The organism is Streptomyces fradiae (assembly GCF_041270065.1).
GTDB lineage: Bacteria > Actinomycetota > Actinomycetes > Streptomycetales > Streptomycetaceae > Streptomyces.
In genome coordinates this window covers 629,513-655,501 of record NZ_CP065958.1, presented here as the reverse complement: position 1 = coordinate 655,501, position 25,989 = coordinate 629,513, and the positions used below count along the sequence as shown (strand labels likewise).

The following is a 25,989-nucleotide window of genomic DNA, read 5'->3' as shown; positions in this document are numbered from 1 at the left end:
CGTCACACCACCAGGTCCGAGGGGTCCGTGTTGGCCCCGCACAGGACCACGCAGACCTTCTCGCCGCGCTCCGGCCGGTAGCCGCCGCCCGACAGTGCGGCGAGGGCCGTGGCGGCGGCGTGCTCGACGACGAGGCGCCGTTCGTCCCACAGCGCCCGCCGCGCCCGGACGATCTCCGCGTCCGGGACGAGCAGGGTGCGCACCCCGTCGTGCCGGGCCGCCGCCAGGGCCGCCGCCGAGACCCGCCGGGCCCCGAGCGAGTCCGCCGCCACCGAGTCCACCGGTACGTCGACCGGTGTCCCCGCGGCGAGCGCCGCGTCCAGGGCCCGGCAGTTCTCCGGCTCCACCGCCACCGTCCGGATGCCGTGCTCGCGCGCCGCCGTCGCCACGCCCGCGAACAGCCCGCCCCCGCCGACCGACACCACCACCGTGTCCAGGCCGGGGATCCGGTCCCGGATCTCCTCCAGCAGGGTGCCCGCGCCCGCCGCGATCAGCGGATGATCGTACGCGTGCGAGGCCAGCGCCCCGCTCTCCGCCGCGTACGCCTCGCAGGCCGCCAGCGCCTCCGCGTACTCCGTACCGACGAGCCGCACCTCCGCCCCGTACCCGCGCAGCCGCTCGACCTTCACCCGCGGCGCCGTCTCCGGCAGGAACACCGTCGCCCGCACGCCCGCCTGCCGGGCCGCCCAGGCGCAGGCGAGCCCGGCGTTCCCGCCGGACGCGATCGTCACGCCCGCCGCGGGCAGGGTGCCGGACTCGCGGTGCGCCTGGAGGAAGTTGCGGGCGCCGCGCGCCTTGAACGAGCCGGTGTGCTGGAGGAATTCGAGGGCGAGGAAGAGCTCGTGGCCCGCCTCCTCGTCTCCGGCGGGGGCGATCGCGACGGGGCGGACCCGGTCCGCGACCCGCTCGACGGCCGCCTTCACGTCTCCGTAACTGAGGGTCTGCACGGTGCTGCTCCTGGGACGGTGGGTCGGGAACGTTTCGGTACGGTACGGACGATCATCGCACCCGCCGGCGTCCCGGACCCGGCCATTCCGTGCGGACCCGCAGGTCCCGATGGTCCATCTGCCCGCCACGGCAGGGCAGTTGCACTATCTTTCTCCCTCGTGGACCAGTTGACAGCCGAAGACCCCCGTCACATCGGCCCCTACCGGCTCATCGCCCGCCTCGGCGCGGGCGGCATGGGCCTCGTCTATCTGGGGCGTTCCGAGGGCGGGCGGACCGTGGCCGTGAAGGTCGTGCAGGCCGAGTACGCGGGGAACGCCGAATTCCGGCGCCGGTTCGCGCGCGAGGTGGCCGCCGCCCGGCGGGTCGGCGGGAACTGGACGGCGGCGGTGCTCGACGCCGACCACGAGGCCGCCGTGCCCTGGGTGGCGACCCAGTACATCCCCGGCCCCGATCTGCACTCCGTCGTCGCCGAGGACTTCGGCCCGCTGCCCGAGCACTCCGTGCGCGCCCTCGCCAACCGGCTCGCGCTCGCGCTCGGCGCGGTCCACCAGGCCGGGCTGATCCACCGCGACCTCAAGCCGTCCAACGTCCTCGTGACCGTGGACGGCCCGCGCGTCATCGACTTCGGCATCGCCCGGGCCATGGACAGCCTCGCCGGCGACAGCCTGCACACCCGCACCGGCATGCTCATCGGCTCGCCCGGCTTCATGTCCCCCGAGCAGGTCCGCGGCCTCGAACTCACCCCGGCCAGCGACGTGTTCTGCCTCGGCGCGGTGCTCGTGTACGCGGCGACCGGACGGATGCTGTTCGGCGCCACGGACACCGGACTCAACGCCCACCTCTTCCGCATCGCCGAGGAGGAGGCCGACCTCACCGGCGTGCCCGACTCGCTCGTCGACCTCGTCCGCGCCTGCCTGGAGAAGGACCCGGCCCTCCGGCCCACCCCGCGGGAGATCGCCGAGCGCACGGCCACCGACGACACCGAGGAATGGCTGCCGGGTTCCGTGCTCGCCCAACTCGGCCGCCACGCCGCCCAGTTGCTCGACTTCGCCCCGCCCACCACACCGGCCCCGCCCACCCCCGTCGTGCCCGCCCAGCCGGACCCCCGGGTCGCCCTCGCGCACCAGGCCGCCGCGCCCGGCGCGTACACCCCGACGGCACCCGCGCACGCCGCGCCGTACGTGTACGGCGGCGCGGGCGCGGTGCCCATGGGCATGGGCCCCACCGCGCCCCGGGCCGCGACACCCGACGGCGGCCGGCACCGGTGGGTGCTCGCCCTGGCCGCCCTCCTGCAGCTGCTCGTCGTGATCGACGCGACCGTGTCCACCCTCTCCGCCTGGATCTTCCAGCGGGATCTGGGCCTGCCCGACTCGCTCATGGGAGGGCTTCCCATGGCGTACGCGGTCGGGCTCGGCGCCGTCCTGCCCCTCGGCGGACACCTCGCCGACCGGGCCGGCCGCAAGGCCGTCGTGTTCGGCGGGCTCGTGGCCTTCGTGGTGGCCGCCCTCCTGGAGGGGCTCGCGCCCGGCGCCCCCATGCTGCTCGCCGCCCGCGCGCTGCACGGCATCGCCGCGGCGCTCCTCATGCCCGCCGCGCTCTCGATGGTGGCCCGAAGCCGTACGGAGCCCTCGGAGCGCCGCGCCGCCTTCGCCGTGTACGCGGTCGTGGCCGTCGGCGGCGGCGCCGCGGGCGCGAGCGTCGCCGGGGTCTTCACCGAGTTCCTCAGCTGGCGCCTGGTCGGCTACGTCGGGATTCTCCTCGCCGTCCTCGCGATGATCGGCGCGGCGCGACTCCTCGACGGGCGCACCGCCGAGCCCCGTGGCCCCTTCGACCTGCCCGGCGTGCTGCTCGGCGGCCTCGGTCTCGGCGCCCTCGGCTACGGACTCGCCGGCGTCCGCGGCCTCTACGACGGGGTGGCGAACCCCACCGCCGGGGCGGTGGGCCTGGTCGGACTGGCACTGGTCGGCGGCTTCCTGTGGCAGCAGCGCACCGCGCCCGCCGCGCTGCTCGGCCCGGACGCTCTGAAGGACCGGGCCCGCGTCGGCGCGTACGGCGGCCTCGCCCTGCTCGGGGTCGCGCTCTTCGGCCTGTACGACGGGGCGAGCTTGCGACTCGTCCACTTCCTGGGTTTGGGCCCGTTCCTGGGCGGCCTGATGCTCCTTCCCGCACTCCTGGCCGCCCTGCTGGGCGTCCGCCTCGCCTCCGCACGGCTCGCGCGCGACGGCCGGGCCCGCTCCTCGATCGTGCTCGGCACGCTCCTCACGGCCGCGGGCCTCGGCCTGCTCGGGAGCCTCCCCGTCTCGGCCACCTACCTCGCCGCCGGTCTGCCCGCCCTCCTCCTCGCCGGCTTCGGCGCCGGCCTCGCCGCCCTCCCGCTCTACTCCCTCGCCACCCCGGACGACCCCGGCGTCCGCACCGGCGGCGCGGCCGCCCTCGCCACCTACGGCGCCCCGCTGGGCACCCTCCTCGGCACCCTGGCGGCCGGCGCCTCCCTGCTCTTCGGCGCCCTCGTGGGCGCGGTCGCCGCTCTCCTCGCCGCCCTGGTCGGCGGAGTGACGGCGGGCCGGACCGGACGGACCCCCGTGCAGCGGTGAGCCGGCAGGGTGGCGGCAGGGTGGCCGAACGCACGTCGTTCCCCTAGCGTGACCGGATGGAACGAGACGAACACAAGCTTCACGCCTCGTCGTTCGGCGCCGCTGCCGTCGCCTATGCCGCGCACCGTCCCGACTACGCGCAGACCGCCGTGCGGTGGGCCCTGGAGGCCGCCCCAGGTCCGCGGGTGCTCGACCTGGGTGCCGGCACCGGCAAGCTGACCGCCACGCTCCTCGCCGCAGGCGTGGGCGCGGATGCCGTGGCGGTGGAACCCGATGGCGCGATGCTCGCCGAGCTGCGCCGCGCGCTGCCGGAGGTGCGGGCCCTGCAGGGAAGCGCCGAGTCGATTCCGCTGCCCGACGGCTCGGTCGACGCGGTGGTGGCCGGCAACGCCATGCACTGGTTCGACATGGCGGTCGCCGGGCCCGAGATCGCGCGGGTCCTCGCGCCCGGCGGTGTCCTGGCCGGCCTGTGGAACGTCATGGACGACTCCGTCGCCTGGGTCGACGGGCTCGCCCGGGTCAGCGGTCCCGCGGCCGTCGGCCCCCGTGACACCCCTGCGAGCTGGCGCGCCGCGACGGAGAGCATGCACCTGCCGGCCACCGGCTCGCCCCGCTTCGGCTCGCCGCAACAGGCCGGCTTCGACCACGGTCAGCTCCGCACCGCCGACTCCCTCCTCGCGACCCTCGCGACCCGCGCGGGCATGATCGTCATGCCGGAGGAGGACCGCGCGGCCCTCCTCGCCCGCATCCGCGCGTACCTGGCGAGCCGCCCGGAGACCTCCGCGGGCGAGTTCACCCTGCCGATGCAGACCAGTGTGCTCCGCGTCCGCCGCCTCTGACCGGACCCGGAAGGCCCGACCGCGTCGGACGCCCGCTCGGCGTTCAGCCCTCGGCCCGCCGCTCGGCCGCGCGCAACGCCGAGCGCAGGGCGGCGAGTTCGTGTGGGTCGAGGTTTCCGACGAAGGCGGCGAGCGCGGCGGGCCGGTCCTCGCCGGCGTCGAGGCCGTCCGCCATCAGCGCCGCCGCGTAGTCCTCGCGGGTGGCGGCGGCCCGGTAGACCCAGATCCGGCCCTCGCGGGCGCGGGTCAGATAGGCCTTGTGGAAGAGGATCGTGGTCACCGTGGTGACGGTGGTGTAGGCGATGTCCCGGTGCCGGTTGATGTCGTCGACGATCTCGCGCACGGTGGCCGGGCGGTTCCACTTCCAGAAGCGGTCCATGATCTCCGCCTCCAGGTCCCCCAGCCGACGCATCGATTCCGTGTCCTCTCCGCTCCGCCCACTCCGGCGGGGTTCATAGTAGACGTGCAGCTCACGGCCCCGGCCGGGCCGGAGGGAGTGGCGCGATCGCGCCAGAGCGTGTTCACGCAGCCCGGCAACCCTGGCCGGGACGGCGGGTGTTGGTCAGGATGGGGAGCACGACGCGAGCCCCCGCGGCACGGGGAGACCCTCGCGTCCCACGGCACGGACCGGGTGGCGCCCTGGAGGAGTCGCCCCGACGGGAAACCTCCCCCGTCCCCGTCGAGGTCGCGGCACGGCCCGGTCCTGCCGTCGGCACCTCAGCCCGCTCGGTCACGGTTCGCCCGGTAGCGGGCGAGGAGTTGGGGCAGATAGTCGGCGTACGGCTCCGGCGCGGCGTCCGGTGGTACGGCGTCGGGCGCGGCGAAGGCCAGGGCGTCGAGCTCGGGGACCAGGCCGCGCGCCCGCTCCTCCGCGACGACCGCGGCGTGGCACCGGCGCACCCGCGCGGCCGCGACGCCCGGGGCCAGGAAGTAGAAACCGAGGCTGCCGTACCGCGCCCCGCGGCTCACTCCCCACAGCCGCAGCTCCGACTCCGGTACGGCGAGGCCGACTTCCTCGGCCAGCTCGACGGCCGCGTGCCGCCGGAGCACGGCGAGGTCCAACGAACCTCCCGGCGGCGGCGGTTCGGCGCCGCCGCCCGGCAGGCTCCAGCGGCCGGGCGCCGCCGTCGTGCGCGAGCCGCGCCCGAGCACCAGGCCCTCGTCGGTGGGCTGCAGCACCGTCACGAAGACGGAACCCGGGACCGCCCCGGCCGGCCGTAACGCCCGCAGCGCGCGGTGCCGGTACGTCATCCGGGCCCACCGCACCGCCGTGCGGCCGGGCGCGGGGCGGCCGAGGGCCAGCACGGCGACGATCGGGCCGTCGAAGGCCGCCGGATTGGCGGCCGTGGTCGCCGCCCAGCGACGGTCGACCTCGCGGTGCTCGTCGGCGGAGAGCGGGGGCGGCGGGCACTCGACGAAGTCGATCCGGTGGGCGTCACCGGCCGATGTGCCGGCGTCGGTGCCGGCATCGGCGCCGGCGCCGGTGTCGAGGAAGTCGACCGGCGGTGTGGCGTGCGGCGGCCCGGGGGTCATGAGGGGAGGCTGCCGGCGGTGGCCGCCGCCGCTTCCCAGGCCCGGGTCAGCCCGTCCAACCAGGCGGGAGGCAGCTCGGCCGCGTCCCACTCGACGCGCAGCTCCTCCGGCGTCGTCAGCAGGCGTTCCAGGACGGCGATGCTGGTGGGGGAGTGCAGCAGGGAGTAACGGCCGTGGATGGCGATGGTACTGCCCGGGCCGTACTCCGCGTACATCCGGGCCACGCGCTCGCGCCCGTCCTCCGCGAAGCGCGTCAACCTGCCCGCGTACGCGGCCCGCTGACGTGCCGTCATCGTCCCGAGCACGGCCGTGAGGACCTGCTCCGAGACCTCCGGGTCGAGGTCGGACACATCGGTGAAGGAGAGATAGAGCGGCAGCACGACCACCTTGGCCCGCTCCAGCTCCATCCGGCCCACCGGCGTGCGCGGCTCCGCGCCGGCGCCTCCCTCGCCTTCCGCGCCGCCGCGGCCCACGGCCTGTCGCAGGGTCAGCTCCGCGCGGGCGCCGAGCTCCTCGGCGGCGGCCCGGGCGCCGTCCAGCCACCCCTCGGCGTAAGGAGCCTCTCCGCCCGGTGCCTCGGCGGCGAGCGCGTCCAGCTCCCGTTGCGCCAGCGCGAGGGCACCCGCCTCGACGAGCCCGATCAGCTCCTCCGCGTCCCCGGAGTAGACCCCGGCCCGCGCGAGGAGCTGGACCAGCGTCGTCTTCGCGTTGCGGACGTCGGCCTCGTCCAGCCGGAGCCGGTCATCCTCGGTGGCGTTCAATGGGTCTCCTCCTCGTCGCAAGCGCCGCGCCGCCGTGAGCCTACGTGGCCGGGGCGCCGCGCCGCTGAGGGGCACACGGACGAGTGGTCTGGACAGCCCGCACCGCCCACCGTACTCTCCGAGGTGCATATTCAATTTGTTTAGTATCGAGTCGAGTGTCGATGGATGAGTCGGTCGACCGAGGAGAGGCTGGACCATGCACCCGTTCCGCAAGGCCGTGGAGGACCGCGACACGGCCGCCGTCGAGGCGCTGCTCGCCGAGGACGTCGTCTTCACCAGCCCGGTCGCCTTCAAGCCGTACCCGGGCAAGGCGATCACCGCGGCCATCCTCCGCGGAGTGCTGCGGGTCTTCGAGGACTTCACGTACGTGCGGGAGATCGCCGACCCCGGCGGCCGCGACCACGCCCTGGTCTTCACCGCCACCGTCGGCGGGAAGCGGATCCAGGGCTGCGACTTCCTCCACTTCGACGAGGACGGCAAGATCGACGACTTCACCGTCATGGTCCGGCCGCTCTCCGCCGCGCAGGCCCTGGCCGAGGCGATGGGCGCCCAGTTCGAGCGCATCGCGCAGGAGGCCGGCGAGGCGGCCGGAGCCTAAGGGGTGTCGAGCCCCGGACGGCTCCACGGCACCGCGACGACCTGCACCTCGTCCTCGTACACGATCCGGCCCGGATCCGCCGACTCGATCCGCTCGCACGCCACCCCGTGCGCGGCGAGCAGCGCCAGGTAGCCCGGTACGCGGTCGAGGAGGTGGCCGGCGGTGCTCTTGAACCAGGCCACCGCGCCGGGGTTCACCGCGGGGTCGTAGACCTCCGGATCGGTCTGCGACGGGTCGGGGTACGCGGCGTCGTACCAGTCGTTGGCCGCCCGCCAGAAGCGATGCTCCGCCTCGCTCGGCAGGCCCTTGCGGGCCAGGCCGTTGGCCAGCGCGAAGACGCCCGGGAAGTGTCCGCGCGGGCTGCGCTCCGTGCCCTGGAAGCGGATGTAGCGGGCGGCGCCGGTGGCGCGTCCGCCGGTCACGAGGCCGGGCCCGGCCGACGCGGGGCCGGGATGCGGGCCGGGACACGGGCCGGCGGGCCGAAGCGGACCGGCACGCCGGGGGAGTAGAGCACGCTCACCGGGTCGCCCGGCGGCCGGGTGAGTCCGGCCGCGGCGATGAGATCCTCGTCGTACGAGAGGAGTTCGGCCCGGTGCAGCGGCCAGCGCGGGTGCACGTTCGGCAGCAGGCGCGGGCGGCCGAGGGCCGTGGTGTGCAGGCCCCAGCGGGCGGTGAGGAAGTGCTCGAGGGCGGTCGGCTCGGCCACCCGCTCCCCGATCCGTACGGCGAGGTCGCCGCGCGCGCCGCGCGGCCCCGGCCAGCGCCGGCGGCTCGTGTACGTGAGGGTGTCGCCGTCCCGCCGGACCGCCATCCGCGACCAGACGTACGGGATCCGGAACGCCCAGCGCCCGATCGCCACCGGCAGCAGCCGTGAGGCGTCCAACGAGCGGAACACCACGCCCCGGCGGCCGTGCTCGTCGACCGAGTACAGGCGCACGTTCGTCTCCGGGAAGCTGCCGAGATACGGCACGCCCGGGAGCCGGAACCAGCCCACCCGGTGCATCCGGAACGCCACGAGCCCGACGTGCGCGGCCCCTTCGAAGGTGTCGGGCACCGTTCCCGGCGGCAGCAGAGGCGCGACCTCGGCGGGGTCCACGGCCCAGTGCAGAAAGGCGAGATCCAGCCAGGACTGGGTGAGGAGGGTGGGCCCGGCCAGCGGCGGCGGGTCGGCGGATATCGCCTCGGGGGAGAGGCCCGCGGGCGGAGACGGGTGCGGGACGAAGGGCTCCGGTGCGGGGGCGGCGGCGTGCTGCGTCGGCGGCATCGCAGCAGTATGCCAAGCCCCGATCGCCGGCCGTCCACGGCGGGGGTACCGGGCCGGGGGTCCGCGCACGGCGCTGACCACCGAAAACGTGGTGATCGACGGCTCGAACACCTGATAGATTGATCCATGTCGCCGCGGGCCGCAGGGCCCGGGACGGCTCACCTGTCCGGGTGGCGGAATGGCAGACGCGCTAGCTTGAGGTGCTAGTGCCCTTTATCGGGCGTGGGGGTTCAAGTCCCCCCTCGGACACCACGGTTCCTCGGGATCTTCGAGCGACGGGGTGGCAGGACTTCGGTCCGGCCACCCCGTCGCCGTTTTCTGCACCCGAAGACTGTCAGGAACCTTTACTAACTCCTGCCGCGAGGGCAGCATGTCGTGCACCCATCACGCCCGTCCCGTCCCCCACCCGGAGGTGGCGCATGGCACGACCGGCACACTCGGCCCGACGGCGCACGATCCCGGCCGTTCTCGCGGCGGCCCTCAGCGCCCTGGCCCTCGCCCTGTTCGGCACCCTCACCGCGCCGCCCCACGCCGACGCCGCACCCGCGGCCGCCTGGACGCTCCGCTGGTCACCTGATCCCGCCGTCCAGGGTCTCGGCGCCTTCGAGACCGTCGAGGACGACCGGGCCGACTCGCACCCCGGCGGGCAGCCGCACATCAAGGTCGCCGGCGACGCCTACCGCTTCGACATGCACATGGTGGACCGCGACTCCGCCACCGACCGCCAGCGCCAGGAGGTGACCGGCAACCGCACCTCCTCGACGAGCTACCTCTCCTGGAAGCAGGGCCAGACCTGGCGGGTCACGTACTCGATGTACATCCCGAGCTCGCTGATGGCGACCACCACCTTCACCCACATCATGCAGACCAAGCAGCCCGGCGACGGCTCCTCGCCCATCACCGTCACGTCGCTGCGCCGCGTCAACGGCAGGCAGACCATCGAGCACAAGATCTTCGCCGGCGGCATCCTGGTCGGCCGCACCGACCTCGAACCGCTGCAGAACAAGTGGATCGACATCGAGTACGAGATGAAGATCGGCGACGGCACGGCGGGCTCCGTCCGCTGGGTCGTCAAGAGCGGCGGCACCACCGTCGTCGACGCCACCAAGACCGGGGTCGACACCTTCCTCGCCGACCGGGTGCGGCCCAAGTGGGGCATCTACCGCTCCCTCGGCGACAGCTCCGGCTCGCTGCGCGACACCTATCTGCTGCTCCGCAACCTGCGCGCCTACCAGCTGACCGACTCCGGCACGCCCACGCCCACGCCCACACCAACGCCCACCCCCACCCCCGACACCCTGCTCTCCCAGGGCCGTCCCGCCACCGCCTCCTCCGTCGAGGCCTCCGGGCTCGAAGCCGGCAAGGCCGTCGACGGACAGTCCGGCAGCCGCTGGGCCTCCGCCGAGGGCGTCGACCCGCAGTGGCTGCGCGTCGACCTCGGCGCCCCCGCCGCGCTCTCCCGGGTCCGGCTCGACTGGGAGGCGGCGTACGCCCGCGCGTACCGACTGCAGGGCTCCCTCGACGGCACCACCTGGACCGATCTCCACAGCACCACGACCGGCGACGGCGGCACCGACGAGGTCCCGGTGACCGGCACCGCCCGCTACCTGCGGATGTACGGCACCCAGCGCGCCACCCCGTACGGCTACTCCCTCTACGAGCTCAAGGTCTACGGCACCCCGAGCACGGCAGCCGTCCTCCCCGGGACCTAGATCGGAAAGCCGAGGCGCCGCCCCCGGACCGCCGCCTACGGTGAGGGCATGACTATCGATCTCGACGCCTACCTCGCCCGCATCGGCTGGTCCGGGGAGCGCCGGCCCACGCTCGACGTGCTGCGCTCCGTGCACCGCGCGCACCTGATGGGCATCCCGTTCGAGAACCTCGACCCCGTGCTCGGCACGGCGCCCTCCCTCGCCCTGCCCGACCTGGAGGCCAAGCTCGTGCGCGGCGGGCGCGGCGGCTACTGCTACGAGCACAACACGCTGTTCGCCGCCGCGCTCACCGCCCTCGGCTTCGAGGTCACCCTGCTCGCCGCGCGCGTCCTGGTCGGCGCCCGGCCCGGCGACGTACGCCCCCGCACCCACATGCTGATGCTCACCGACGTGCCCGGCGAGCCCGTGCCGTACGTCACCGACGTCGGCTTCGGCAGCGTCGGCTGCCTCATCGAGCCCGTGCCGCTCGCCACCGGCACCGAGACGCTCGACGCCCCGCGCCGCCACCGTCTCGTGCACGCCCCGCACGACGGGCCGCTGACGCTGTGGAAGCTCCAGGCGCACGGCGCGGAGAGCGACGGCTGGGACGACCAGTACTCCTTCACCGTCGAGCCCTTCGAGGCACCCGACTACGAGGTCATCAACTGGCACATCGCCACCAACCCGCGCTCGCCGTTCTCCCGCGGCGTCTACGCCCAGCGCACCGCCCCCACGGCCCACTTCTCCCTGGCCGGCCGCCGCTTCACCGAGACGCACGCCGACGGCACCCGCAAGGAACGGGAACTCGCCGACCCGGCGGAGGTGCTGACCTTCCTGCGCGAGGACTTCGGCATCCGCCTCCCGGACGGCACCGTCCTGCCGGAGTAGCGCCGCGGGCTCCCGTCCGTACGGCACGCACGGCCCGGGCGCGCGATCGGTGTCCCGTACAGGCGAATTGCCCCGGACCTCTGGTCGTGCCCCGGCCCGCTGCGTACACTCCACCCTCGGTGCGGACACGGCGCGGTGCTCCCATCGAGGAGTGGGAGGACGTGCGGACAATGGCAGCGGAACCGGTTCCCCGGCGCGAGGTGGTCACCCGCGCCCCCGGGACCACGGCCGCGCCCCGGGCCTACCGGCCCGCCCCCGAACGGCCCGACCCGCTCCCGCCCGCCGTGCGCACCGAGGTACGGCGGCTGATCCGCGCCCAGCTGCGCGCCGGGCTCGCCGTCGGCGGCACCCTGGCCGTCCTCGTCGCCACCCTGCCACTGCTGCTGCGCACGGTGCCCGGCAGCGGCCTCGGCCCGGTGCCCCCGCTCCTCGTCTGGGCCGTGCTCGGCATCGCCGTGTACCCGCTCTTCCTCGTCCTCGCCGGCTGGTACGTACGGCGCGCCGAACGCAACGAGCGGGAGTACACCCGGGCCGTCGAAGGGAGCTGACCGGTGGCCCGCACCAGGACGGCGGCGGCCGGGGCCGCCGAGTGAACCAGCCCTACGGCGTGATCGCCGTGTCCGCCGTGATCGTCGCCACGGTCGCGGTCGGCGCCCTCGGACTGCGCATCTCCCGCACCACCTCCGACTTCTACGTGGCCTCGCGCAGCGTGCCCGCCCGCCTCAACGCCGCCGCCATCAGCGGCGAGTACCTCTCCGCCGCGTCCTTCCTCGGCATCGCCGGACTCGTCCTCGCCCAGGGCGTCGACATGCTGTGGTTCCCCGTCGGCTACACCGCCGGCTATCTGGTGCTGCTCGCCTTCGTCGCCGCCCCGCTGCGCCGCTCCGGCGCCTACACCCTGCCCGACTTCGCCGAGGCGCGCCTGGAGTCCCGGGCCGTCCGGCGCGCCGCCGGCATCCTCGTCGTGGTCGTCGGCTGGCTCTATCTGGTGCCCCAGCTCCAGGGCGCCGGGCTCACCCTCGGCACCCTCACTGGACTGCCGCACTGGTCGGGCGGGATCGTCGTCGCCGTCGTCGTCGCCCTGTCCGTCGCGGCCGGCGGCATGCGCTCGATCACCTTCGTCCAGGCCTTCCAGTACTGGCTGAAACTCACCGCCCTGCTCGTGCCGCTGCTGTTCCTGCTGTTCGCCTGGTACGCCGACGGGCGGCCCGACCCCGCCCTCGACGAGCCGCCCGGCTTCCGCCGGCACAGCCAGGTGCGCATCGACGACACCCTCACCCTCGGCCTCGACGCGCCGCTGCGAGTCACCGTCACCGGCACCGTCGACGGGCTCCGCCACGACACCGAGGAGGTCGACCTGACGGCCGGCCGCCACCGCGTCGAGGCCGGCACCGTCCTCGGCTTCCCCGCCGGCAGCCCGCTGCCCGAGCGCGCCACCGCCGGCGCCGACGGCGGCACCAACACCGGCTGGGCCGAACCGCGCGGCCAGGCGGGCGAGGAGCACCCGCTCTACGCCACGTACGGACTGATCTTCGCCACCTTCATGGGCGCCATGGGCCTGCCGCACGTCGTCGTCCGCTTCTACACCAACCCCGACGGCCGGGCCGCCCGCCGCACCACCGTCGTGGTCCTCGGCCTCGTCGGCGTCTTCTACGTCCTCGCGCCGGTGTACGGGGCGCTCGGCCGGGTGTACGCGCCGGACCTGCTGCTCACCGGCAGCACCGACACCGCCGTCCTGATGCTGCCGGACCGGCTCGTCGGCGGCACCGCGGGCGATCTGCTCGGCGCGCTCCTCGCGGCCGGCGCCTGCGCCGCGTTCCTGTCCACCGCCTCCGGCCTCACCATGGCCGTCGCGGGCGTCCTCACCCAGGACTTCCTGCCCTCGCCGCGCGGTGTACGGCACTTCCGGCTCGCCGCCGCCGTGGCCGTCGCGGTGCCCGCCGCCGCGCACGTCGTCGTGCAGGGCCTGTCCGTCGCCAACGCCGTCGGCCTCGCCTTCGCCGTGGCCGCCTCGTCCTTCTGCCCGCTGCTGCTGCTCGGCATCTGGTGGCGCCGGCTCACCGCCGCGGGCGCCGTCGCGGGCATGGTCGCCGGCGGCGGGGCCGCGCTCACCGCCGTCCTCGCCACGGTCGCCGGCCGGCCGGACTCCGGCTGGCCGCGCGCCCTCCTCGCCTGGCCGGCCGTCTGGACCGTACCGCTCGGCTTCCTCACCATGATCCTGGTCTCCCTTGCCACCCCGAAGGGCGTCCCGGCCGGCACCGACGCGATCATGGCGCGGCTGCACCTGCCCGAGCCGCCGCCCGTGCCCCACCCCACGCCCGCCGGAACCTGGAAGACGCGCCGATGACCGTGCTCGTGCTGCTGCTCTGCTGCGCCGTCGTCGGGGCGCTCTGCTTCGCCGCCGGCGCCGCCTACGTCAGGGGCGCGGGATACGTCCTCGGCGCCGGGTACGTACGGGGCGCCCGCCGCCGCGTACGTGGCGGGCCCGGCGGGCGCGGCGACCGGCCCGGCCCGCACTCCGACACCGTCGAACGCGCCACCTTCCAGACCCTGCACACCGCGTCCCTCGCCGCGCCGCCGCTGCGCGCCGGGCTCGCCCCCGACACGGCCCGCAAGGCGGTGCGCCGGCTCCGCCCGCTGCTCGGCACCCAGTCCCTCGCGCTGACCGGACTCGACGGCGTGCTCGCCTGGGAGGGCACCGGCGAGCACCACGGGGAGCAGCTCGCCGCGCATGTCGCCAAGGCGGTGCAGGCCGGCCGCACCCGTACCTTCTCGGTGGACTGCGACCGCGCCGACTGCGCCGTACGCTTCGGGGTCGTCGCCCCGCTCACCGCGGGCGGACGCCCCAAGGGCGCCCTCGCCGCCTTCGGCTCGCACGACTCCGCCGCCGTCGCCCGCGCCACCGAGGAAGTGGCCCGCTGGGTCTCGGTCCAGCTGGAACTGGCCGAGCTCGACCGCGCGCGCAGCAGCCTCATCGAGGCGGAGATCCGCGCCCTGCGCGCACAGATCTCGCCCCACTTCATTTACAACTCGCTCGCCGCGATCGCCTCGTTCGTCCGCACCGACCCCGAGCGGGCCCGTGAACTCCTCCTGGAGTTCGCCGACTTCACCCGCTACTCGTTCCGCAGGCACGGCGAGTTCACCACCCTGGCCGAGGAACTGGGCTCCATCGAGCAGTATCTGGAACTGGTCCGCGCCCGGTTCGGCGACCGCCTCCAGGTCACCCTGCAGATCGCCCCCGAGGTGCTGCCGGTCGCCCTGCCCTTCCTCTGCCTCCAGCCCCTGGTGGAGAACGCCGTCAAGCACGGCCTGGAGGACTCCGTCGACCGCAGCCTCATCACCATCGCCGCCGTCGACGAGGGCTCGGCCGCCCGCGTCAGCATCGAGGACAACGGCGTCGGCATGGACCCGGAGCGGCTGCGCCGCATCCTGCACGGCGAGGGCGGACCCACCACCGGGATCGGCCTGCGCAACGTCGACGAACGGCTCCGCCAGGTCTACGGCCCGCACGAGGGCCTGGTCATCGAGACCGGCGTCGGCGCCGGCATGAAGATCACGCTGCGCATCCCCAAGTACCACGCCGGGGTGCACGCGGGGGCGCCGGCCACCCATCGGTGACCGGCGCCCCAGGTGGTGCTTCCGGTGCCCAGGACACGGCCTAGCGCTCCTGGAACTCCTTCCGGAGCGCGTCCAGGATGTCCGCCGCCTCCGGCAGGCCCCCGGCCCGGCAGCGGGCCGCCGCGGCCGCGAGGCGGGTGACCGCCGCCGCGCGCCGCTCCAGGCCGTTGCCCTCGATCAGGGCGGCGATACGGACGGCCTCGGCACGCGGCACCTCGCCCTCCTCGCCGCCCCGCTCGTGCGCGGCGATCGCGGCCTCCACCGCCTCCAGGGCCTCGGGGAAGCGCTGGGCCTCGGCGAGCACCCGGCCCCGCCGGTAGTGCACGGAACCCTGCTCGTACCAGAGGGCGAAGTCCTCGGTGTCCTGGGGCTCGGCCGCGAGCAGCGCGTCGGCCCGGGCCAGATGCTCCAGGGCCGCGTCCACGCCCTCCTCCTCCCGGGCGAGCATGGTCAGCCGGGCGAACTCGCGCATCATGTGGGCGAGCATCGGCGGGTTCCCGGCCTCGGCGTGCGCGGCGACGGCCCGGTCGTACGCCGAGGCCGCCGCGTCCCAGCGGTCGGCCAGCGCCAGCGTGACCGCCGCCTCCGCCGCCACCAGGGTGTGGACCGCCCGGTCGTCCTCCCAGCCGGCGACGGTGTCCGCGAGCCGCAGGAACTCCTCGGCCGCGGGCAACGGCTCGCCGAGCTCCCGCAGGCCGCGCGCGAGGGTCAGCCGCGCCTGGGCGAGCATCCGCTCGTCGAGGCCGTCGGCCGCCTCGTCGGAGAGCACCGACTCCAGGACGGCGACGGCGTCGGCCTGCTGTCCCGCGCGGGCGAGCACGTCGGCGAGCTGGAGCCGGACGTCCATGGCCTCCTCCCGATCCCCGTCCTGGTCGTACCGCGCGGCCGCCTCCGACAGATGCCGGACCGCGCCGCCGACGTCCCCCTGGTGCGAGGCGGCGTGGCCGAGCAGCGCGTACGACGGGGCCAGCGGGAAGCCGGCGTCGTCGTGGCGCACCGCGTCGCCGATCGCCTGGTGCAGCAGCTCGACGGCCTCGTCCGGTTCCTGCCGGGCGAGCAGGAACTGGGCGAGCAGACACCGCGGCCGGGAGCCGCGCCAGGGCCGGCCGGCCGCCGCCACATCGGCCAGGGCCGCGCGCAGCTCGGCCTCGGCGAGGGCGAGGTCCCCGCGCCGCGCGGCCAGATCGGCCACGTACTGACGCGCGTTGGCCGTCTGATGGGGCGCGGACAGCCGCTCGGACTCCGTCCGCAGCCTTCCGCTGAACGCGTCGAACCGCGCCACGGCGGCCTCCGAGGGCTCGGGCAGCTGCTCCAGGACCTCGCGGTAGGCGCTGTACGCGGCGGCGTTCAGGACCATCAGACGGTGCAGGACCCGGGTCCGGCCGACGTCGTTGCCGGAGTGTGCGGAAACCGCCGTCTCGCCGGCACCGGGCGCCTCGCCGGTGAACGGCGCCTCGGCCGCGAGCCGTTCCGCCTCGGCGAGGAGGGCGTCGATCCCGGCCGCCGTCTCCTCCCGGCCGGCCGTCTCGCCGTCCTGCCACTCGGCGCCCCACGCGAGGGCGTTGGCCCGGGCGGCGAGCGCGTGCCACGGCATGCCCGCACGGGCGAACAGCCCGGCCGCCCGGTCCTGTTCGGCGGCGAATTCGGTCCTGCGCTCCGCGTTGCCGTGCCCGTCCGCCCGGTGGTCGGCCAGCTCGGCCTCCAGCAGCTCGCGCGGGCCCAGGCGGTGGTCGTGCGGGTCGGGCGCGCTGCCGTCCGCCATCCGCTCGGCGATCCGCTCCCACAGGCGGTGCTCGGAGGGCTGCCCCGCACCGGAGAGCCGGCGCGCCTCCTGCACCAGCTCGACGAAGTCCTCGGGGATCGCGACGCCGGACGGGGACACGGACGGGGACGCGGACGGGGACGCCGGGCCGGTGCCGGAGGCCGGAGTGCCCGTGGCGCCGGGGGCCGTGGCCGGGCGGACCACGGCGGTGCGCAGTCCGAGCGGCAGCGGCTCGGCGAGCAGCGGCTCCTGGGCGAGCCGGGCCTTGCGGCGGTCCCCGACGGCCGAGGTGCCGTTGCGCGCGTCGAACGCGGCGGCCAGCGGCTCCGCCTCGGCCCGCACCTGGCCGAGGAGCCCGGCCGCCGTCCAGTTCCGGCCGGGCGGGCCGGCCACCGTGACGTCCCCGTGCCCCTGGGCGACGATCCGGGCGAGCAGCACCTCGACGCCGGTGAGGAAGCCGAGCCGGGCCAGCGGCGCGCCCGTGGCCTCGAACAGACCGCGGTTCTCGGCGAGGATCTCCAGGCCCCGGCCCTCGTTGCGCGATAGGGCGCAGAACTCCAGGTGCAGGCCCACCTCCTGCTGCATGCCGGTGTTCCCCCGCACCCGCCGGTAGCCGGTGAGGTGATGGGACCGGGCCTCGTCCGTCCGGCCGGTGCGCAGCAGGGGCAGCAGGGCCCGCGCCTGGCTCGACTGCGGCTCCTCGGAGCAGCTCTGGGAGCCGTCGAGCACCGGACCCCAGGCGTCGAGCGCCGCCGAGTCGTCGCCGTCGGCCATCAGGTGCCGGGCCATGTTCCGGGTCTCGCAGGCCTCGCAGTCGCTGAGGTCCGTACGGGGCCGGGTGATCCACAGGTCGTACGCGTCGGCGGCGCCCACGCCGGTGTGCGCGGCGACGTGATGGCTCATCGCGGCCACCGGCTGCATGCCGTGCCCGCCCGCCTCGTACCGCTCGCGCATCCGGTCGACCCAGCCCCGGATCGTGGCCAGCGGCACGTCGGGCACCTGGATCAGGGAGGTCGTCACCCACTTGAAGCGCCAGAAGACCTGGTGGGCCTCCCACTCGCTGAAGGACTCCGGAGCGGTGTCCCACAGCTTCAGCAGCCGGGCGAAGACGACCGGGGCCTTACGGTGCTCACCGGTGAACTCGTACGAGGTCATCAGCTCGAGCAGGGCGGTGACCAGGACGTCGGGCTTTTCGAAGACCTCGGCCGCCTCCGCCAGCTCCTCGGCGACGACCGTGCGCTGCAGTCCGTGCGGGCGCTCGTGGTTCTCCCGCAGCGCCTCGAACACGGCCTCGGGGGTGTCCAGCATCAGAAGTCCTTCCGGGGCTCGGTGCCGGGGGTGCCCGCGTCGGGGGTGTCCGTACCGGGGTGGTGCATGGCGTGGCTGAGCAGGCCCATGAAGGCCCGGTTGAGCAGGGCGCTCTCGCTCGCCCTCAGCGGGCGGCGGCTCAGCAGCAGTGCCTGCCCGTACAGCGCCTCGGCCGTGGTGACGGCGAGACCCCGCTCGGCGATGGTCACGGCCTGCCGGACCAGCGGATTGAGGTGGTTGAGGACCAGCTGGGCGCGCGGCGTCTCGTTCCGCAGGGAGCCCAGGATGTCGGCCCACAGGCCGTCGCTGTCGGCGGCGAGCCCGGCCCGGGTGCGCTCGTGGCGGGCCTCGCGGTTGTCGAGCAGCAGCGCGGGCGCGGTGACCGGCTGGAAGTCGCGCAGCACGACGTCGCAGTCGTGCACGCCGATGGTCTCCCGGGCCACCGCGAGGAAGCCCGCGGCGCGCAGTTCGGCGGTCGGGTCGACGGCGTCGAGATGGGCGGTGACGGTGGCCGGGTCGAGGTCGTCGACGGCCGTGCCCGGCCGGATCTCCGGCAGCCGGTGCACCAGGTCCCGGTCGTAGGTGTAGCCGCCGTTGACCACGCCGAGGCCGGCGGCCGCGGCGATCGGCGCGACCTGCCGGAACTCCTCGACGCTGCGGGTGACCAGCAGCGTCGGATGGGTCCGGGCGAACTCCTCCAGGGTGACGTTGCCGTCGGTGGTCTCGAACGGCAGCCAGGGCAGCACGATCCGCAGCAGCTCGTCGTCGTAGCGGGCGAGCGCCTTGACCGCGAGGTGGTGGGTGTCGATGAAGCGGTGCAGCAGCGCCGGGTCGCTGGCGGCGAGCCCGGTGAGCCAGTCCCGGATCCGGTCGCCGAGCGCGTCCCGTACCGCCGACAGGGTGCCGTCCTCGTACAGCGACTCGCGCGAGGCGGTCGGCCGCAGACTGGTGGTGTCGACCACGCAGCGCACGAAGAAGGCCCAGTCCGGCAGCAGTTCGGGCGCCTGGTCGGTGAGCAGCATGCCCTTGAGGTGCACCCGGTGGCCGGCCCGCTGGGCCGGGCTCACCGCGGTCGGCAGCACATAGGCCACGCCGCGCAGTCCGGCGGCCGGCAGATCGAGCTCGATGGTGTCGAGGGGAGTGAAGTCGAACAGCTCGCGGCAGTGCGCGGTCAGCGCCTCCTTGCGGGCCAGCGGCGAGCGGTGGCTCCGCTCCCACGGCGGCGCCTCGTTGACCCGGTGGGACGTGCCGCCCGGGTCGACGACGGTGACCTCGTGCCGCAGCAGCCCGCCGTAGTGCCGGGCCAGCTGGACCACCCGCTCCGGGGTCGTCCACTCGGCGTTGTCGGCGCGCGGGGTCAGCCGCACGGTGGTGCCCGGCTCGGGCATCTCCGAGGCCGGCAGCGTACGGATGGTGTAGCGGCCGTCCGAGTGCCCGCGCCACTCGACGGCGGGCGCCGCCGGGTCGGCCGCCGAGCGGCTGAGCACCGTGATCTCGTCGGCCACGACGAAGCAGGCGAGCAGTCCGATGCCGAACTGGCCGATGAACTCCCCGCGCGCCGCGTCGAGTCCGGCGCCGTCGAAGGCGCCGTCGGCGGTCCGCTTGGAGCTGCGCCCGATGGTGGCGAGGAAGCGGTGCACATCGGCCTCGGTCAGACCGACGCCGGTGTCCGTGACGGTGAGGGTGTCACCGGTGCGCACGGTGATGCGGCCGGGCGCGTCCGGGTGCAGCGCCTGCCGTGCGGTGATCGCGTCGACGGCGTTCTGCAGCAGCTCGCGCAGATAGACGCGGGGGCTGGAGTAGAGGTGGTGGGAGAGCAGGTCGACCAGGCCGCGCAGGTCGACCTGGAAGGTGTGGGCGGTCTCGGTCCGATGCGAGTGGGACACCTGGATGACGTCTTTCTGACGGTACGACGGTACGGAGGACGGTTCGGCGAGCCCGGAGGGCCCGGGTGCGCGGAGCGCGGGGCCCCGGGCGCGAGGCTCAGCGGCCGGCGGCCGAGCGCTGCTTGCGGTAGGCCGCGACCGGGTCGTTGTCGAGGTACTGCCACGGGACCTCGGTGACCCGGCCTTCGGTCGCCTCGAAGCACTCGCGGGCGGCCCGGCGCTCCCCGGCGAGCGAGAAGGCCATGGCGAAGCTGTTGAGTATCTGCAGCCGCCCGGTGCGCGGGGCGAAGTCCGGGTGCCGGTAGGAGTGGTCGGCGGCCCGGTGCAGCTCCTCGGCCACCTCGGGGCGGCGGACGTAGGCGGCGTCCGCGCCGGAGTCGAGTGCGAGCCAGTGCTCCAGGTGCGCGACGGCGACGAGCTGGCCGAGCGCCGTGCCCGCGGGCGCGCCGAACGCGGACTCCCGCGCGAAGGCGTGCATCTCCTCGTGCGAACCGCTCCACTTCGCGCAGACCTGCTGCAACTGCTGCTGGTGCGCGCCCAGGTGGTACGGGTCGCGGCGCACCGCCGCCTCGAACCGGCGCCGCGCGGTGACCTGGCCGACCTGCAGGCCGCGCCCGGTCATCAGCAGGCCGTACCACGGCGAGGTCCACGCCGGTTCGCGCTCGGCCGCCTCGTACAGCCAGGTCTCGGCGGTGCGCAGCCGCTCGTGGAAGACCTCGAACTGGTCGCGCGAGACGTGTTTCGCCAGTGCCCCGGAGCGGGCGTCCCAGCCCCAGCGCACGTGGCGCAGCCCGGCGACCAGCCTCGGCAGCGCCGCGTCCGGCTCGGCGTCGACCACCCCGCCGATCCAGCGCTCCACACCGGCGGTGTCCGCGACGGCCATCAGCAGCTCCGTCCGGTCCCCGCTCTCCGGCCGCCCCTCCAGGACCGCCCGCAGCGCCGTCCAGTCCCCGGCCTCGGCGGCCTGCCGGGCGCGTGTCACCTCGGGATCACCGGAGTCCCGCTCCAGCGTCGCCGCCGGCCGGCCGCCCCGTCTCCCGAGCGTGAGCCCCCACTCACGAAGCAATGCCATGTCCCCACCCCTTGCGATGTCGAACGGGCAGGTCAGACAGCACTCCGCCCGTGGACAAGTGAGTATCACGAGCGACGGACATTCGCACAGGAGTATCCACAGGTACGAACGGTCCGGAACGCCGTCGCACGGCACTCTTCCGGAACCCGGGCTTCCCGCTCGTACAGAAGTCCGAGAAGATTCCCCGGCGTTTTCCGTTATCCGGTGCGGCGCTCCCGGTCTCCCAAGGTGTCGGGCATCGGCAACAGGCAGGACGACAGGATGAGGCAAGGCATGCAAGCACCGCACGGGACCGAGCTGGTGAGGGCCGCGCAGGCCGGCGACCCCCGGGCGCAGGACCGGCTCGTCGCCGACCACCTGCCGCTGGTCTACAACATCGTGGGCCGCGCGATGAACGGGCACCACGACGTCGACGACGTGGTGCAGGAGACCATGCTGCGCGCGCTCGACGGCCTCGGCACCCTGCGGGCCCCGGACAGCTTCCGGTCCTGGCTGGTCGCCATCGCCATGAACACCCTGCGCTCCCACTGGCAGCGGCAGCAGGCCCGGTACGCCGCCGGCGCCCTCGACGACGCCCGCGACCTGGCCCACCCCGGCGGCGACTTCGTCGACCTTGCCGTGGTCCGGCTGCAGCTGTCCGGACAGCGCCGCGAGACCGCCGAGGCCACCCGCTGGCTCGAACCCGAGGACAGCGCCCTGCTCTCCCTGTGGTGGCTGGAGTGCGCCGGCGAACTCACCCGCCACGAGGTCGCCGCCGCCCTCGACCTCACGCCGGAGCACACCGCCGTACGCGTCCAGCGCATGAAGACGCAGCTGGAGACCGCCCGGGTCGTCGTCCGTGCCCTGTCCGCCCAGCCGCTCTGCCCCACCCTGCGCGACGGCCTCGCCTCCTGGGACGGGCACCCCTCCGCGCTCTGGCGCAAGCGCATAGCCCGGCACGCGCGCGCGTGCCCGCACTGCGCCGGGCTCTGGCACGGTCTCGTCCCGGCCGAGGGCCTGCTCGCCGGACTCCTCCTGGTGCCCCCGGCCGCCCTGCTCCTCGCCGCCGTCCGCGACGGCGCCCGGCTCGGCCCGGCCGCCGCCACCGCACCCCTCGACGCCGTCCCCGCCGCCGTCGCCACCCCCGCCGCCGCGTCCGGTGCCGGACGCGGCAGGCACGCCGCCCACTCCGCGCCTGCCGCGCCCGCCGCGCCCGCCGGCCGCGGCGCCCTGCGCCGCGAGCGCGAACGCAAGCGCGGCCGGCGCCGGGCGGCCGCCGCCGCGGGCCTCGCCGTGGTCGCCGTCACCGGCGGCACCTTCTACCTCACCACCGGCCCCGACGGCGACCCCGATCCGGCCGAGGTCACCACGGCCGCCGCGCCCGACACCGCCACCGGCACCTCGATCAGCCCGGACGGCGCCGACCCCGCCACCACCTCCACCAGCCCCACCGCGAGCCCCTCCGCCCGGCCCTCCAGCCACCCGCCCAAGCCCTCGCCCAGCCGCACCACCACCAAGCCGGCCCCGCCGCGCACCACCGCGCCCGCGCCCCGCCCGCAGCCCACGCGTCCGACCAGCACCTCGGGCAGCGGCGGCGGCACCAGCGACCCGAACGCCACCGAGGCCCAGCAGGTCATCGACCTCACCAACGCCGAACGCGCCAAGGCGGGATGCGGCCCGGTCACCGCCAACTCCCTGCTCACCCGCGCCGCCCAGGGCCACTCCGACGACATGGCCGCCCGGAACTTCTTCGACCACACCAACCCCGACGGCGCCGACCCCGGCGACCGCGCCACCGCCACCGGCTACCGCTGGTCCACGTACGGCGAGAACATCGCCAAGGGCCAGCGGACGCCCGCCGAGGTCATGGACGCCTGGATGAACAGCCCCGGCCACCGCGCCAACATCCTCAACTGCTCCTTCAAGGAGATCGGCATCGGCATCCACGACGCCGGCGGCCCCTACTGGACGCAGGTCTTCGGCGCGCAGTAGGGATCCCCGGTATCTATCGGTCCCGCCGGGGCCTCCGGTCGGCGGATCGTGCCGCGCCGCGCGGCGTGCTCCGCGGGCCCGGCGCGGCCGGGCCGCCTACCGTGATCCGATGCGACGCGTTCCGAGATGGGCCCTGCTGCCGTCGGGCACCGCCCCCGTGGTCCTGGTCGCCGGCTGGACGACCGCGGCGGCGCTCGAAGGCCCTTCCTACGACGCCGTGCGGCAGACCATCAGCGTCCTCGCCGCCTACGGCGCCGCGGGCTTCTGGGTCATGACCAGCGCCCTCTTCGCCGTCGGCGTCTGCCACCTGGGCACCGCCTGGGCGCTGCGCCCCGCCGCTCCCGCCGGGCGGGTCGCGCTGGCCGCCGGCGGCCTGGCCGCCGTGGTCGTGTCCCTGGTCCCGGCGCCCACCAGCGGCGGCTCGCTGCGGCACGGCTCGGTCGCCGCCACCGGCTTCGCGTTCCTCGCTCTGTGGCCGCTGCTCGCCGCCGTACGGGGCGGGGCCCGGGCCCCCTGGGCGCTGCGGCCGCTGCCCGCGCTCCTGGCCACGGCGTCGATGGGCGCCGGCGCCCTCTGGTACCTGGTGGCGACCGACGGCGACGGCCCCGCGGGCGTCGCCGAACGCCTCGTCACCTGCCTGCAGTCGCTGTGGCCGCTGGTCGTGGTCCTCTCCTGCCTGTGGCACCAGCGGCGCGCGGACCCGGGGCCGCCACCGCCCCCACTGGCCCCGCCGCCCCCGCCGCCGCCCCCGCGGGCGGCCGGCTGATCCGGCCGCTGTCAGTGCCCCGTCGTAGGGTCGGCCGCATGAGCACTTCCGACGACGTCCGCGCGCTCGCGCTCGCCCTCCCGGAGACCACCGAGAAGGAGGCCTGGTCGATGCCCACCTTCCGGGTCGCCGGGAAGATGTTCCTGACCCTGCCCGAGCAGGAGACCTCGATGGCCGTGCGCTGCCCCAAGGAGGAGCGCGACGAGCTGGCCCTGGCAGAGCCGGAGAAGTTCTGGGTGGCGGACCATGAGGCGGCCTTCGCCTGGGTACGGGTGCGGCTCGCCGCCGTCGACGACCCGGACGAGCTCCGTGCGATCGTCGTCGACTCGTGGCGGCAGGCGGCCCCGCCCCGGCTCCTCAAGGAGCACCCGGAGCTCGCCGCCCAGGCCTGAGCCGGGACCGCCCGGGGCTCAGAGCCAGCCGTTGCGCTTGAAGCCCCGGTGCAGCAGGAGACAGGCCGTCGCCATCACCGAGAGGACGAGGGGGTAGCCGTAGGTCCAGCCCAGTTCGGGCATGTGCGCGAAGTTCATGCCGTAGATGCCGCACACCATGGTCGGCACGGCGACGATCGCCGCCCACGCCGTGATCTTGCGCATGTCCTCGTTCTGCGCGACCGTCACCTGCGCCAGATGCGCCTGCAGGATCGAGTCGATCAGCCCGTCGAAGGCGTTGATCTGCTCGGTGGCGCGCGCGAGATGGTCGGCGACGTCCCGGAAGTACGGGCGTATCGCCGGGTCCAGGACCGCCGGCGGCCGGGCGATCAGCGCCTCAAGGGGGCGGGCCAGCGGCACCGTGGCCCGCTTCAGTTCGAGCAGCTCCCGCTTGAGCTGGTAGATCCGCCCCGGGTCCGGCGGGGTGCCGGTCCGCGGCGCGAACACCTCGGTCTCCACCAGCTCGATGTCGTCCTGGACGGCGTCCACGACCGCGAGGTACTCGTCCACGACATGGTCGGCCAGCGCGTGGAGCACCGCCGAGGGCCCCTGGGCCAGCTGCTCGGGCCTCGCCTCCAGGGCCTCGCGCAGCGGGCCGAGCGAACCGTGCCGGCCGTGGCGGACGGTCACGACGAAGTCGGGCCCGGTGAAGACCATGAGCTCGCCGGTGTCGACGACCTCGCTGGTGGCCGTGAGCCGCTCGTGCTCGACGTACGTCACCGTCTTGAACACCGCGAACAGCACGTCCCCGTACTGCTCCAGCTTCGGCCGCTGGTGCGCGTGCACGGCGTCCTCCACGGCCAGAGGGTGCAGCCCGAACAGCTCGGCGACCCCTTCGAACTCCGCCTCGCTCGGCTCGTGCAGCCCCAGCCACACGAAGCCGCCGCGCCCGGTGTGCTTGCGCAGGTGCCGGACGGTCTCGGCGACCCCGCCCGCGTCCGCGAGCCGCTCGCCGTCCCGGTACCCCACACAGTTGACCACGGTGCTGCCGAGCGGCGAACGGGCCGGGTGACTGAGGTCCACCCGGCGCATCCGGCGCGCGAGCCGGGCCATCCTGCGCAGGCCGCCGACCATCGACATACGGTCTCCTTCGCTGAGGTGGCCGCTCAGTCTGCCAGGCGGTCCTCCGGGAGCGCCGCGTAGGCCGCCCGGAGCTCCGCGAGCACCGGATCGTCGGCGGGGAAGCGGTGCCCGTCCACGGCGTGGACGGCGCGCACGCCGATCGCCGCGTTGGTGGCGAACGCCGCCCGCAGGGCGGGCAGCTCGCCCATGCGGACGGGCCGGACGAGCGCGCCCGGGCGGGCCTGCCGGAGCAGCCGCATGGTCACCCCGGGCAGCACGTCCGCCGCCGGCCACACCACCCGGCCCGCCGCGTCCACGAACCCCACGTTCCAGGTGCAGCCCTCCGTGACCAGCGCCTCCCCGCCGGGCGCGAGACCGGGCCCCGGCTCGGTGAACAGCACGTCGTCGAACCCGGCCCGCCGCGCCTCGCGCCGCAGCGCCAGCGGCCCGAAGAGCCCCACGTGCTTCACGGCGGGCACATCGCGCCGGTACGGCCTGGCCGTCACCCGCAGCGGCGGCGGAAACAGGCCACCGGCCGGCCGTACGGTCACAAGCACCCGCGGGTCCCCGGCCGGCTCCGCCGGGCGCACGATGTCAAGCGCCGGATCGAAGACGGTCACCCGCACGTTCAGGGCCCCGGACCGCCCGTCCGCCGCCTCCCGTACGCACGCCTCCCGTACGTAGCCGCGGACCCGCTCCGGATCGAGCGCCGCCCCGAACACGGCGGCACAGTCCCGCACCAGGCGCTCCAGGTGCAGCCCGAGGCCGCGCACCCCGCCGCCCTCCTCGACCCGCAGAGTGGTGAAATGCCCGTAGTTGGTCAGGGCGAGCGCCGCCAGCTGGGCGGTGGACGCGGGGACTCCGTCGACAGTTGCCATGCGCCCAGTCTGGCGAAGGGCGAGAAACAATCCCATGATCCGCTCGCGTGTTACCTACGGGTACGGAATGATGGGGCGACCAGGCACAGGCATGCGGACGGGCGGGGGCTGAGGCAGCG

The 25,989-nt window shown here is 75.0% G+C and carries 22 protein-coding genes, 1 tRNA gene and 1 pseudogene; 13 read left to right on the top strand and 11 right to left on the bottom strand.

Annotated features, from left to right (window positions below; translation table 11 throughout):
• Positions 1-2 precede the first annotated feature (2 nt).
• A complete protein-coding gene (locus JAO84_RS02890; protein WP_370410089.1) occupies positions 3-947 on the bottom strand; it encodes a serine/threonine dehydratase in 945 nt (314 codons plus the stop codon).
• Positions 948-1,106: 159 nt separating this feature from the next.
• Here JAO84_RS02890 and JAO84_RS02885 point away from each other — a divergent pair, with 159 nt between their 5' ends.
• Entirely contained in the window at positions 1,107-3,542 is a 2,436-nt protein-coding gene (locus JAO84_RS02885; protein ID WP_370410087.1) for an MFS transporter, read from the top strand.
• Between the two features lie 56 nt (positions 3,543-3,598).
• Positions 3,599-4,381, top strand: coding sequence for a class I SAM-dependent methyltransferase (locus tag JAO84_RS02880; RefSeq protein WP_370410085.1), 783 nt, complete (start codon positions 3,599-3,601; stop codon positions 4,379-4,381).
• 43 nt (positions 4,382-4,424) lie between these two features.
• On the opposite strand, the gene JAO84_RS02875 is transcribed toward JAO84_RS02880, so the two are convergent.
• From JAO84_RS02875 to JAO84_RS02865, 3 genes are all read right to left on the bottom strand, one after another.
• Positions 4,425-4,793 (bottom strand): BlaI/MecI/CopY family transcriptional regulator, encoded by a 369-nt coding sequence (locus JAO84_RS02875; RefSeq protein WP_370410083.1) that lies wholly within the window; start codon positions 4,791-4,793, stop codon positions 4,425-4,427.
• Between the two features lie 305 nt (positions 4,794-5,098).
• The gene (locus tag JAO84_RS02870) at positions 5,099-5,914 is read right to left on the bottom strand and encodes an NUDIX domain-containing protein (protein ID WP_370410081.1); all 816 of its coding nucleotides are present in this window, start codon (positions 5,912-5,914) and stop codon (positions 5,099-5,101) included.
• On the bottom strand, positions 5,911-6,675 hold the full coding sequence (locus JAO84_RS02865; protein ID WP_370410080.1) for a hypothetical protein: 765 nt from the start codon (positions 6,673-6,675) through the stop codon (positions 5,911-5,913). The genes JAO84_RS02870 and JAO84_RS02865 overlap by 4 nt, the downstream gene beginning before the upstream one ends.
• A gap of 196 nt (positions 6,676-6,871) precedes the next feature.
• Here JAO84_RS02865 and JAO84_RS02860 point away from each other — a divergent pair, with 196 nt between their 5' ends.
• Positions 6,872-7,273: a nuclear transport factor 2 family protein gene (locus JAO84_RS02860; RefSeq protein WP_370410078.1), complete on the top strand. Its 402-nt coding sequence runs from the start codon at positions 6,872-6,874 to the stop codon at positions 7,271-7,273.
• Here JAO84_RS02860 and JAO84_RS02855 read toward each other — a convergent pair.
• Positions 7,270-7,695: a hypothetical protein gene (locus JAO84_RS02855; protein WP_370410077.1), complete on the bottom strand. Its 426-nt coding sequence runs from the start codon at positions 7,693-7,695 to the stop codon at positions 7,270-7,272. The genes JAO84_RS02860 and JAO84_RS02855 overlap by 4 nt on opposite strands.
• Positions 7,692-8,537: a YqjF family protein gene (locus JAO84_RS02850; protein ID WP_370410075.1), complete on the bottom strand. Its 846-nt coding sequence runs from the start codon at positions 8,535-8,537 to the stop codon at positions 7,692-7,694. The genes JAO84_RS02855 and JAO84_RS02850 overlap by 4 nt, the downstream gene beginning before the upstream one ends.
• A 164-nt stretch (positions 8,538-8,701) precedes the next feature.
• Between JAO84_RS02850 and JAO84_RS02845 the strand changes: the two genes are divergently transcribed.
• The 7 genes and pseudogenes from JAO84_RS02845 (at position 8,702) to JAO84_RS02815 (ending at position 14,734) form a co-directional block, all read left to right on the top strand.
• Positions 8,702-8,789: transfer RNA gene (locus JAO84_RS02845), tRNA-Leu, on the top strand.
• A gap of 167 nt (positions 8,790-8,956) precedes the next feature.
• A pseudogene (locus JAO84_RS02840) lies at positions 8,957-9,775 on the top strand (hypothetical protein); the annotation flags it as partial.
• Positions 9,758-10,249 (top strand): discoidin domain-containing protein, encoded by a 492-nt coding sequence (locus JAO84_RS02835; protein ID WP_370416632.1) that lies wholly within the window; start codon positions 9,758-9,760, stop codon positions 10,247-10,249. The pseudogene JAO84_RS02840 and the gene JAO84_RS02835, both read left to right, overlap by 18 nt.
• 48 nt (positions 10,250-10,297) lie before the next feature.
• Entirely contained in the window at positions 10,298-11,116 is an 819-nt protein-coding gene (locus JAO84_RS02830) for an arylamine N-acetyltransferase (RefSeq protein ID WP_370410073.1), read from the top strand.
• 170 nt (positions 11,117-11,286) lie between these two features.
• The gene (locus JAO84_RS02825; RefSeq protein ID WP_370410071.1) at positions 11,287-11,664 is read left to right on the top strand and encodes a hypothetical protein; all 378 of its coding nucleotides are present in this window, start codon (positions 11,287-11,289) and stop codon (positions 11,662-11,664) included.
• A gap of 41 nt (positions 11,665-11,705) precedes the next feature.
• Positions 11,706-13,463: a cation acetate symporter gene (locus JAO84_RS02820; RefSeq protein WP_370410069.1), complete on the top strand. Its 1,758-nt coding sequence runs from the start codon at positions 11,706-11,708 to the stop codon at positions 13,461-13,463.
• Complete coding sequence (locus JAO84_RS02815; protein WP_370410067.1) at positions 13,460-14,734, top strand: sensor histidine kinase; 1,275 nt, start codon at positions 13,460-13,462, stop codon at positions 14,732-14,734. The genes JAO84_RS02820 and JAO84_RS02815 overlap by 4 nt, the downstream gene beginning before the upstream one ends.
• A gap of 40 nt (positions 14,735-14,774) precedes the next feature.
• Here the strand turns inward: JAO84_RS02815 and JAO84_RS02810 are convergent, their stop codons facing one another.
• The 3 genes from JAO84_RS02810 to JAO84_RS02800 form a co-directional block, all read right to left on the bottom strand.
• Positions 14,775-17,804: a tetratricopeptide repeat protein gene (locus tag JAO84_RS02810; RefSeq protein WP_370410065.1), complete on the bottom strand. Its 3,030-nt coding sequence runs from the start codon at positions 17,802-17,804 to the stop codon at positions 14,775-14,777.
• Complete coding sequence (locus JAO84_RS02805) at positions 17,804-19,690, bottom strand: HSP90 family protein (RefSeq protein ID WP_370410063.1); 1,887 nt, start codon at positions 19,688-19,690, stop codon at positions 17,804-17,806. The genes JAO84_RS02810 and JAO84_RS02805 overlap by 1 nt, the downstream gene beginning before the upstream one ends.
• A 97-nt stretch (positions 19,691-19,787) precedes the next feature.
• Positions 19,788-20,762 (bottom strand): hypothetical protein, encoded by a 975-nt coding sequence (locus tag JAO84_RS02800; RefSeq protein WP_370410061.1) that lies wholly within the window; start codon positions 20,760-20,762, stop codon positions 19,788-19,790.
• 273 nt (positions 20,763-21,035) lie between these two features.
• Between JAO84_RS02800 and JAO84_RS02795 the strand changes: the two genes are divergently transcribed.
• From JAO84_RS02795 to JAO84_RS02785, 3 genes are all read left to right on the top strand, one after another.
• Positions 21,036-22,733, top strand: a complete 1,698-nt coding sequence (locus tag JAO84_RS02795) for a sigma-70 family RNA polymerase sigma factor (RefSeq protein WP_370410059.1) — start codon at positions 21,036-21,038, stop codon at positions 22,731-22,733.
• A gap of 109 nt (positions 22,734-22,842) precedes the next feature.
• A complete protein-coding gene (locus tag JAO84_RS02790) occupies positions 22,843-23,499 on the top strand; it encodes a DUF998 domain-containing protein (RefSeq protein ID WP_370410058.1) in 657 nt (218 codons plus the stop codon).
• Positions 23,500-23,537: 38 nt separating this feature from the next.
• Positions 23,538-23,891, top strand: coding sequence for an MmcQ/YjbR family DNA-binding protein (locus JAO84_RS02785; protein ID WP_370410057.1), 354 nt, complete (start codon positions 23,538-23,540; stop codon positions 23,889-23,891).
• 18 nt (positions 23,892-23,909) lie between these two features.
• Here the strand turns inward: JAO84_RS02785 and JAO84_RS02780 are convergent, their stop codons facing one another.
• Together JAO84_RS02780 and JAO84_RS02775 are read right to left on the bottom strand one after the other, a co-directional pair.
• Positions 23,910-25,010 carry a magnesium and cobalt transport protein CorA gene (locus tag JAO84_RS02780; protein WP_370410055.1) on the bottom strand — a complete coding sequence of 367 codons (1,101 nt, stop codon included), beginning with the start codon at positions 25,008-25,010 and terminating at the stop codon, positions 23,910-23,912.
• Positions 25,011-25,036: 26 nt separating this feature from the next.
• Positions 25,037-25,870 carry an aminotransferase class IV gene (locus tag JAO84_RS02775; RefSeq protein ID WP_370410053.1) on the bottom strand — a complete coding sequence of 278 codons (834 nt, stop codon included), beginning with the start codon at positions 25,868-25,870 and terminating at the stop codon, positions 25,037-25,039.
• Between the last annotated feature and the right edge of the window lie 119 nt (positions 25,871-25,989).

What these genes read in the sequence shown, in the direction of transcription:
- JAO84_RS02880 (WP_370410085.1), top strand. Translation starts at nt 3,599, where the DNA reads ATGGAACGAGACGAACACAAGCTTCACGCCTCGTCGTTCGGCGCCGCT.
- JAO84_RS02875 (WP_370410083.1), bottom strand. Translation starts at nt 4,793, where the DNA reads ATGCGTCGGCTGGGGGACCTGGAGGCGGAGATCATGGACCGCTTCTGG.
- JAO84_RS02870 (WP_370410081.1), bottom strand. Translation starts at nt 5,914, where the DNA reads ATGACCCCCGGGCCGCCGCACGCCACACCGCCGGTCGACTTCCTCGAC.
- JAO84_RS02860 (WP_370410078.1), top strand. Translation starts at nt 6,872, where the DNA reads ATGCACCCGTTCCGCAAGGCCGTGGAGGACCGCGACACGGCCGCCGTC.
- JAO84_RS02850 (WP_370410075.1), bottom strand. Translation starts at nt 8,537, where the DNA reads ATGCCGCCGACGCAGCACGCCGCCGCCCCCGCACCGGAGCCCTTCGTC.
- JAO84_RS02830 (WP_370410073.1), top strand. Translation starts at nt 10,298, where the DNA reads ATGACTATCGATCTCGACGCCTACCTCGCCCGCATCGGCTGGTCCGGG.
- JAO84_RS02825 (WP_370410071.1), top strand. Translation starts at nt 11,287, where the DNA reads ATGGCAGCGGAACCGGTTCCCCGGCGCGAGGTGGTCACCCGCGCCCCC.
- JAO84_RS02815 (WP_370410067.1), top strand. Translation starts at nt 13,460, where the DNA reads ATGACCGTGCTCGTGCTGCTGCTCTGCTGCGCCGTCGTCGGGGCGCTC.
- JAO84_RS02810 (WP_370410065.1), bottom strand. Translation starts at nt 17,804, where the DNA reads ATGCTGGACACCCCCGAGGCCGTGTTCGAGGCGCTGCGGGAGAACCAC.
- JAO84_RS02800 (WP_370410061.1), bottom strand. Translation starts at nt 20,762, where the DNA reads ATGGCATTGCTTCGTGAGTGGGGGCTCACGCTCGGGAGACGGGGCGGC.
- JAO84_RS02795 (WP_370410059.1), top strand. Translation starts at nt 21,036, where the DNA reads ATGCAAGCACCGCACGGGACCGAGCTGGTGAGGGCCGCGCAGGCCGGC.
- JAO84_RS02790 (WP_370410058.1), top strand. Translation starts at nt 22,843, where the DNA reads ATGCGACGCGTTCCGAGATGGGCCCTGCTGCCGTCGGGCACCGCCCCC.
- JAO84_RS02785 (WP_370410057.1), top strand. Translation starts at nt 23,538, where the DNA reads ATGAGCACTTCCGACGACGTCCGCGCGCTCGCGCTCGCCCTCCCGGAG.
- JAO84_RS02780 (WP_370410055.1), bottom strand. Translation starts at nt 25,010, where the DNA reads ATGTCGATGGTCGGCGGCCTGCGCAGGATGGCCCGGCTCGCGCGCCGG.
- JAO84_RS02775 (WP_370410053.1), bottom strand. Translation starts at nt 25,870, where the DNA reads ATGGCAACTGTCGACGGAGTCCCCGCGTCCACCGCCCAGCTGGCGGCG.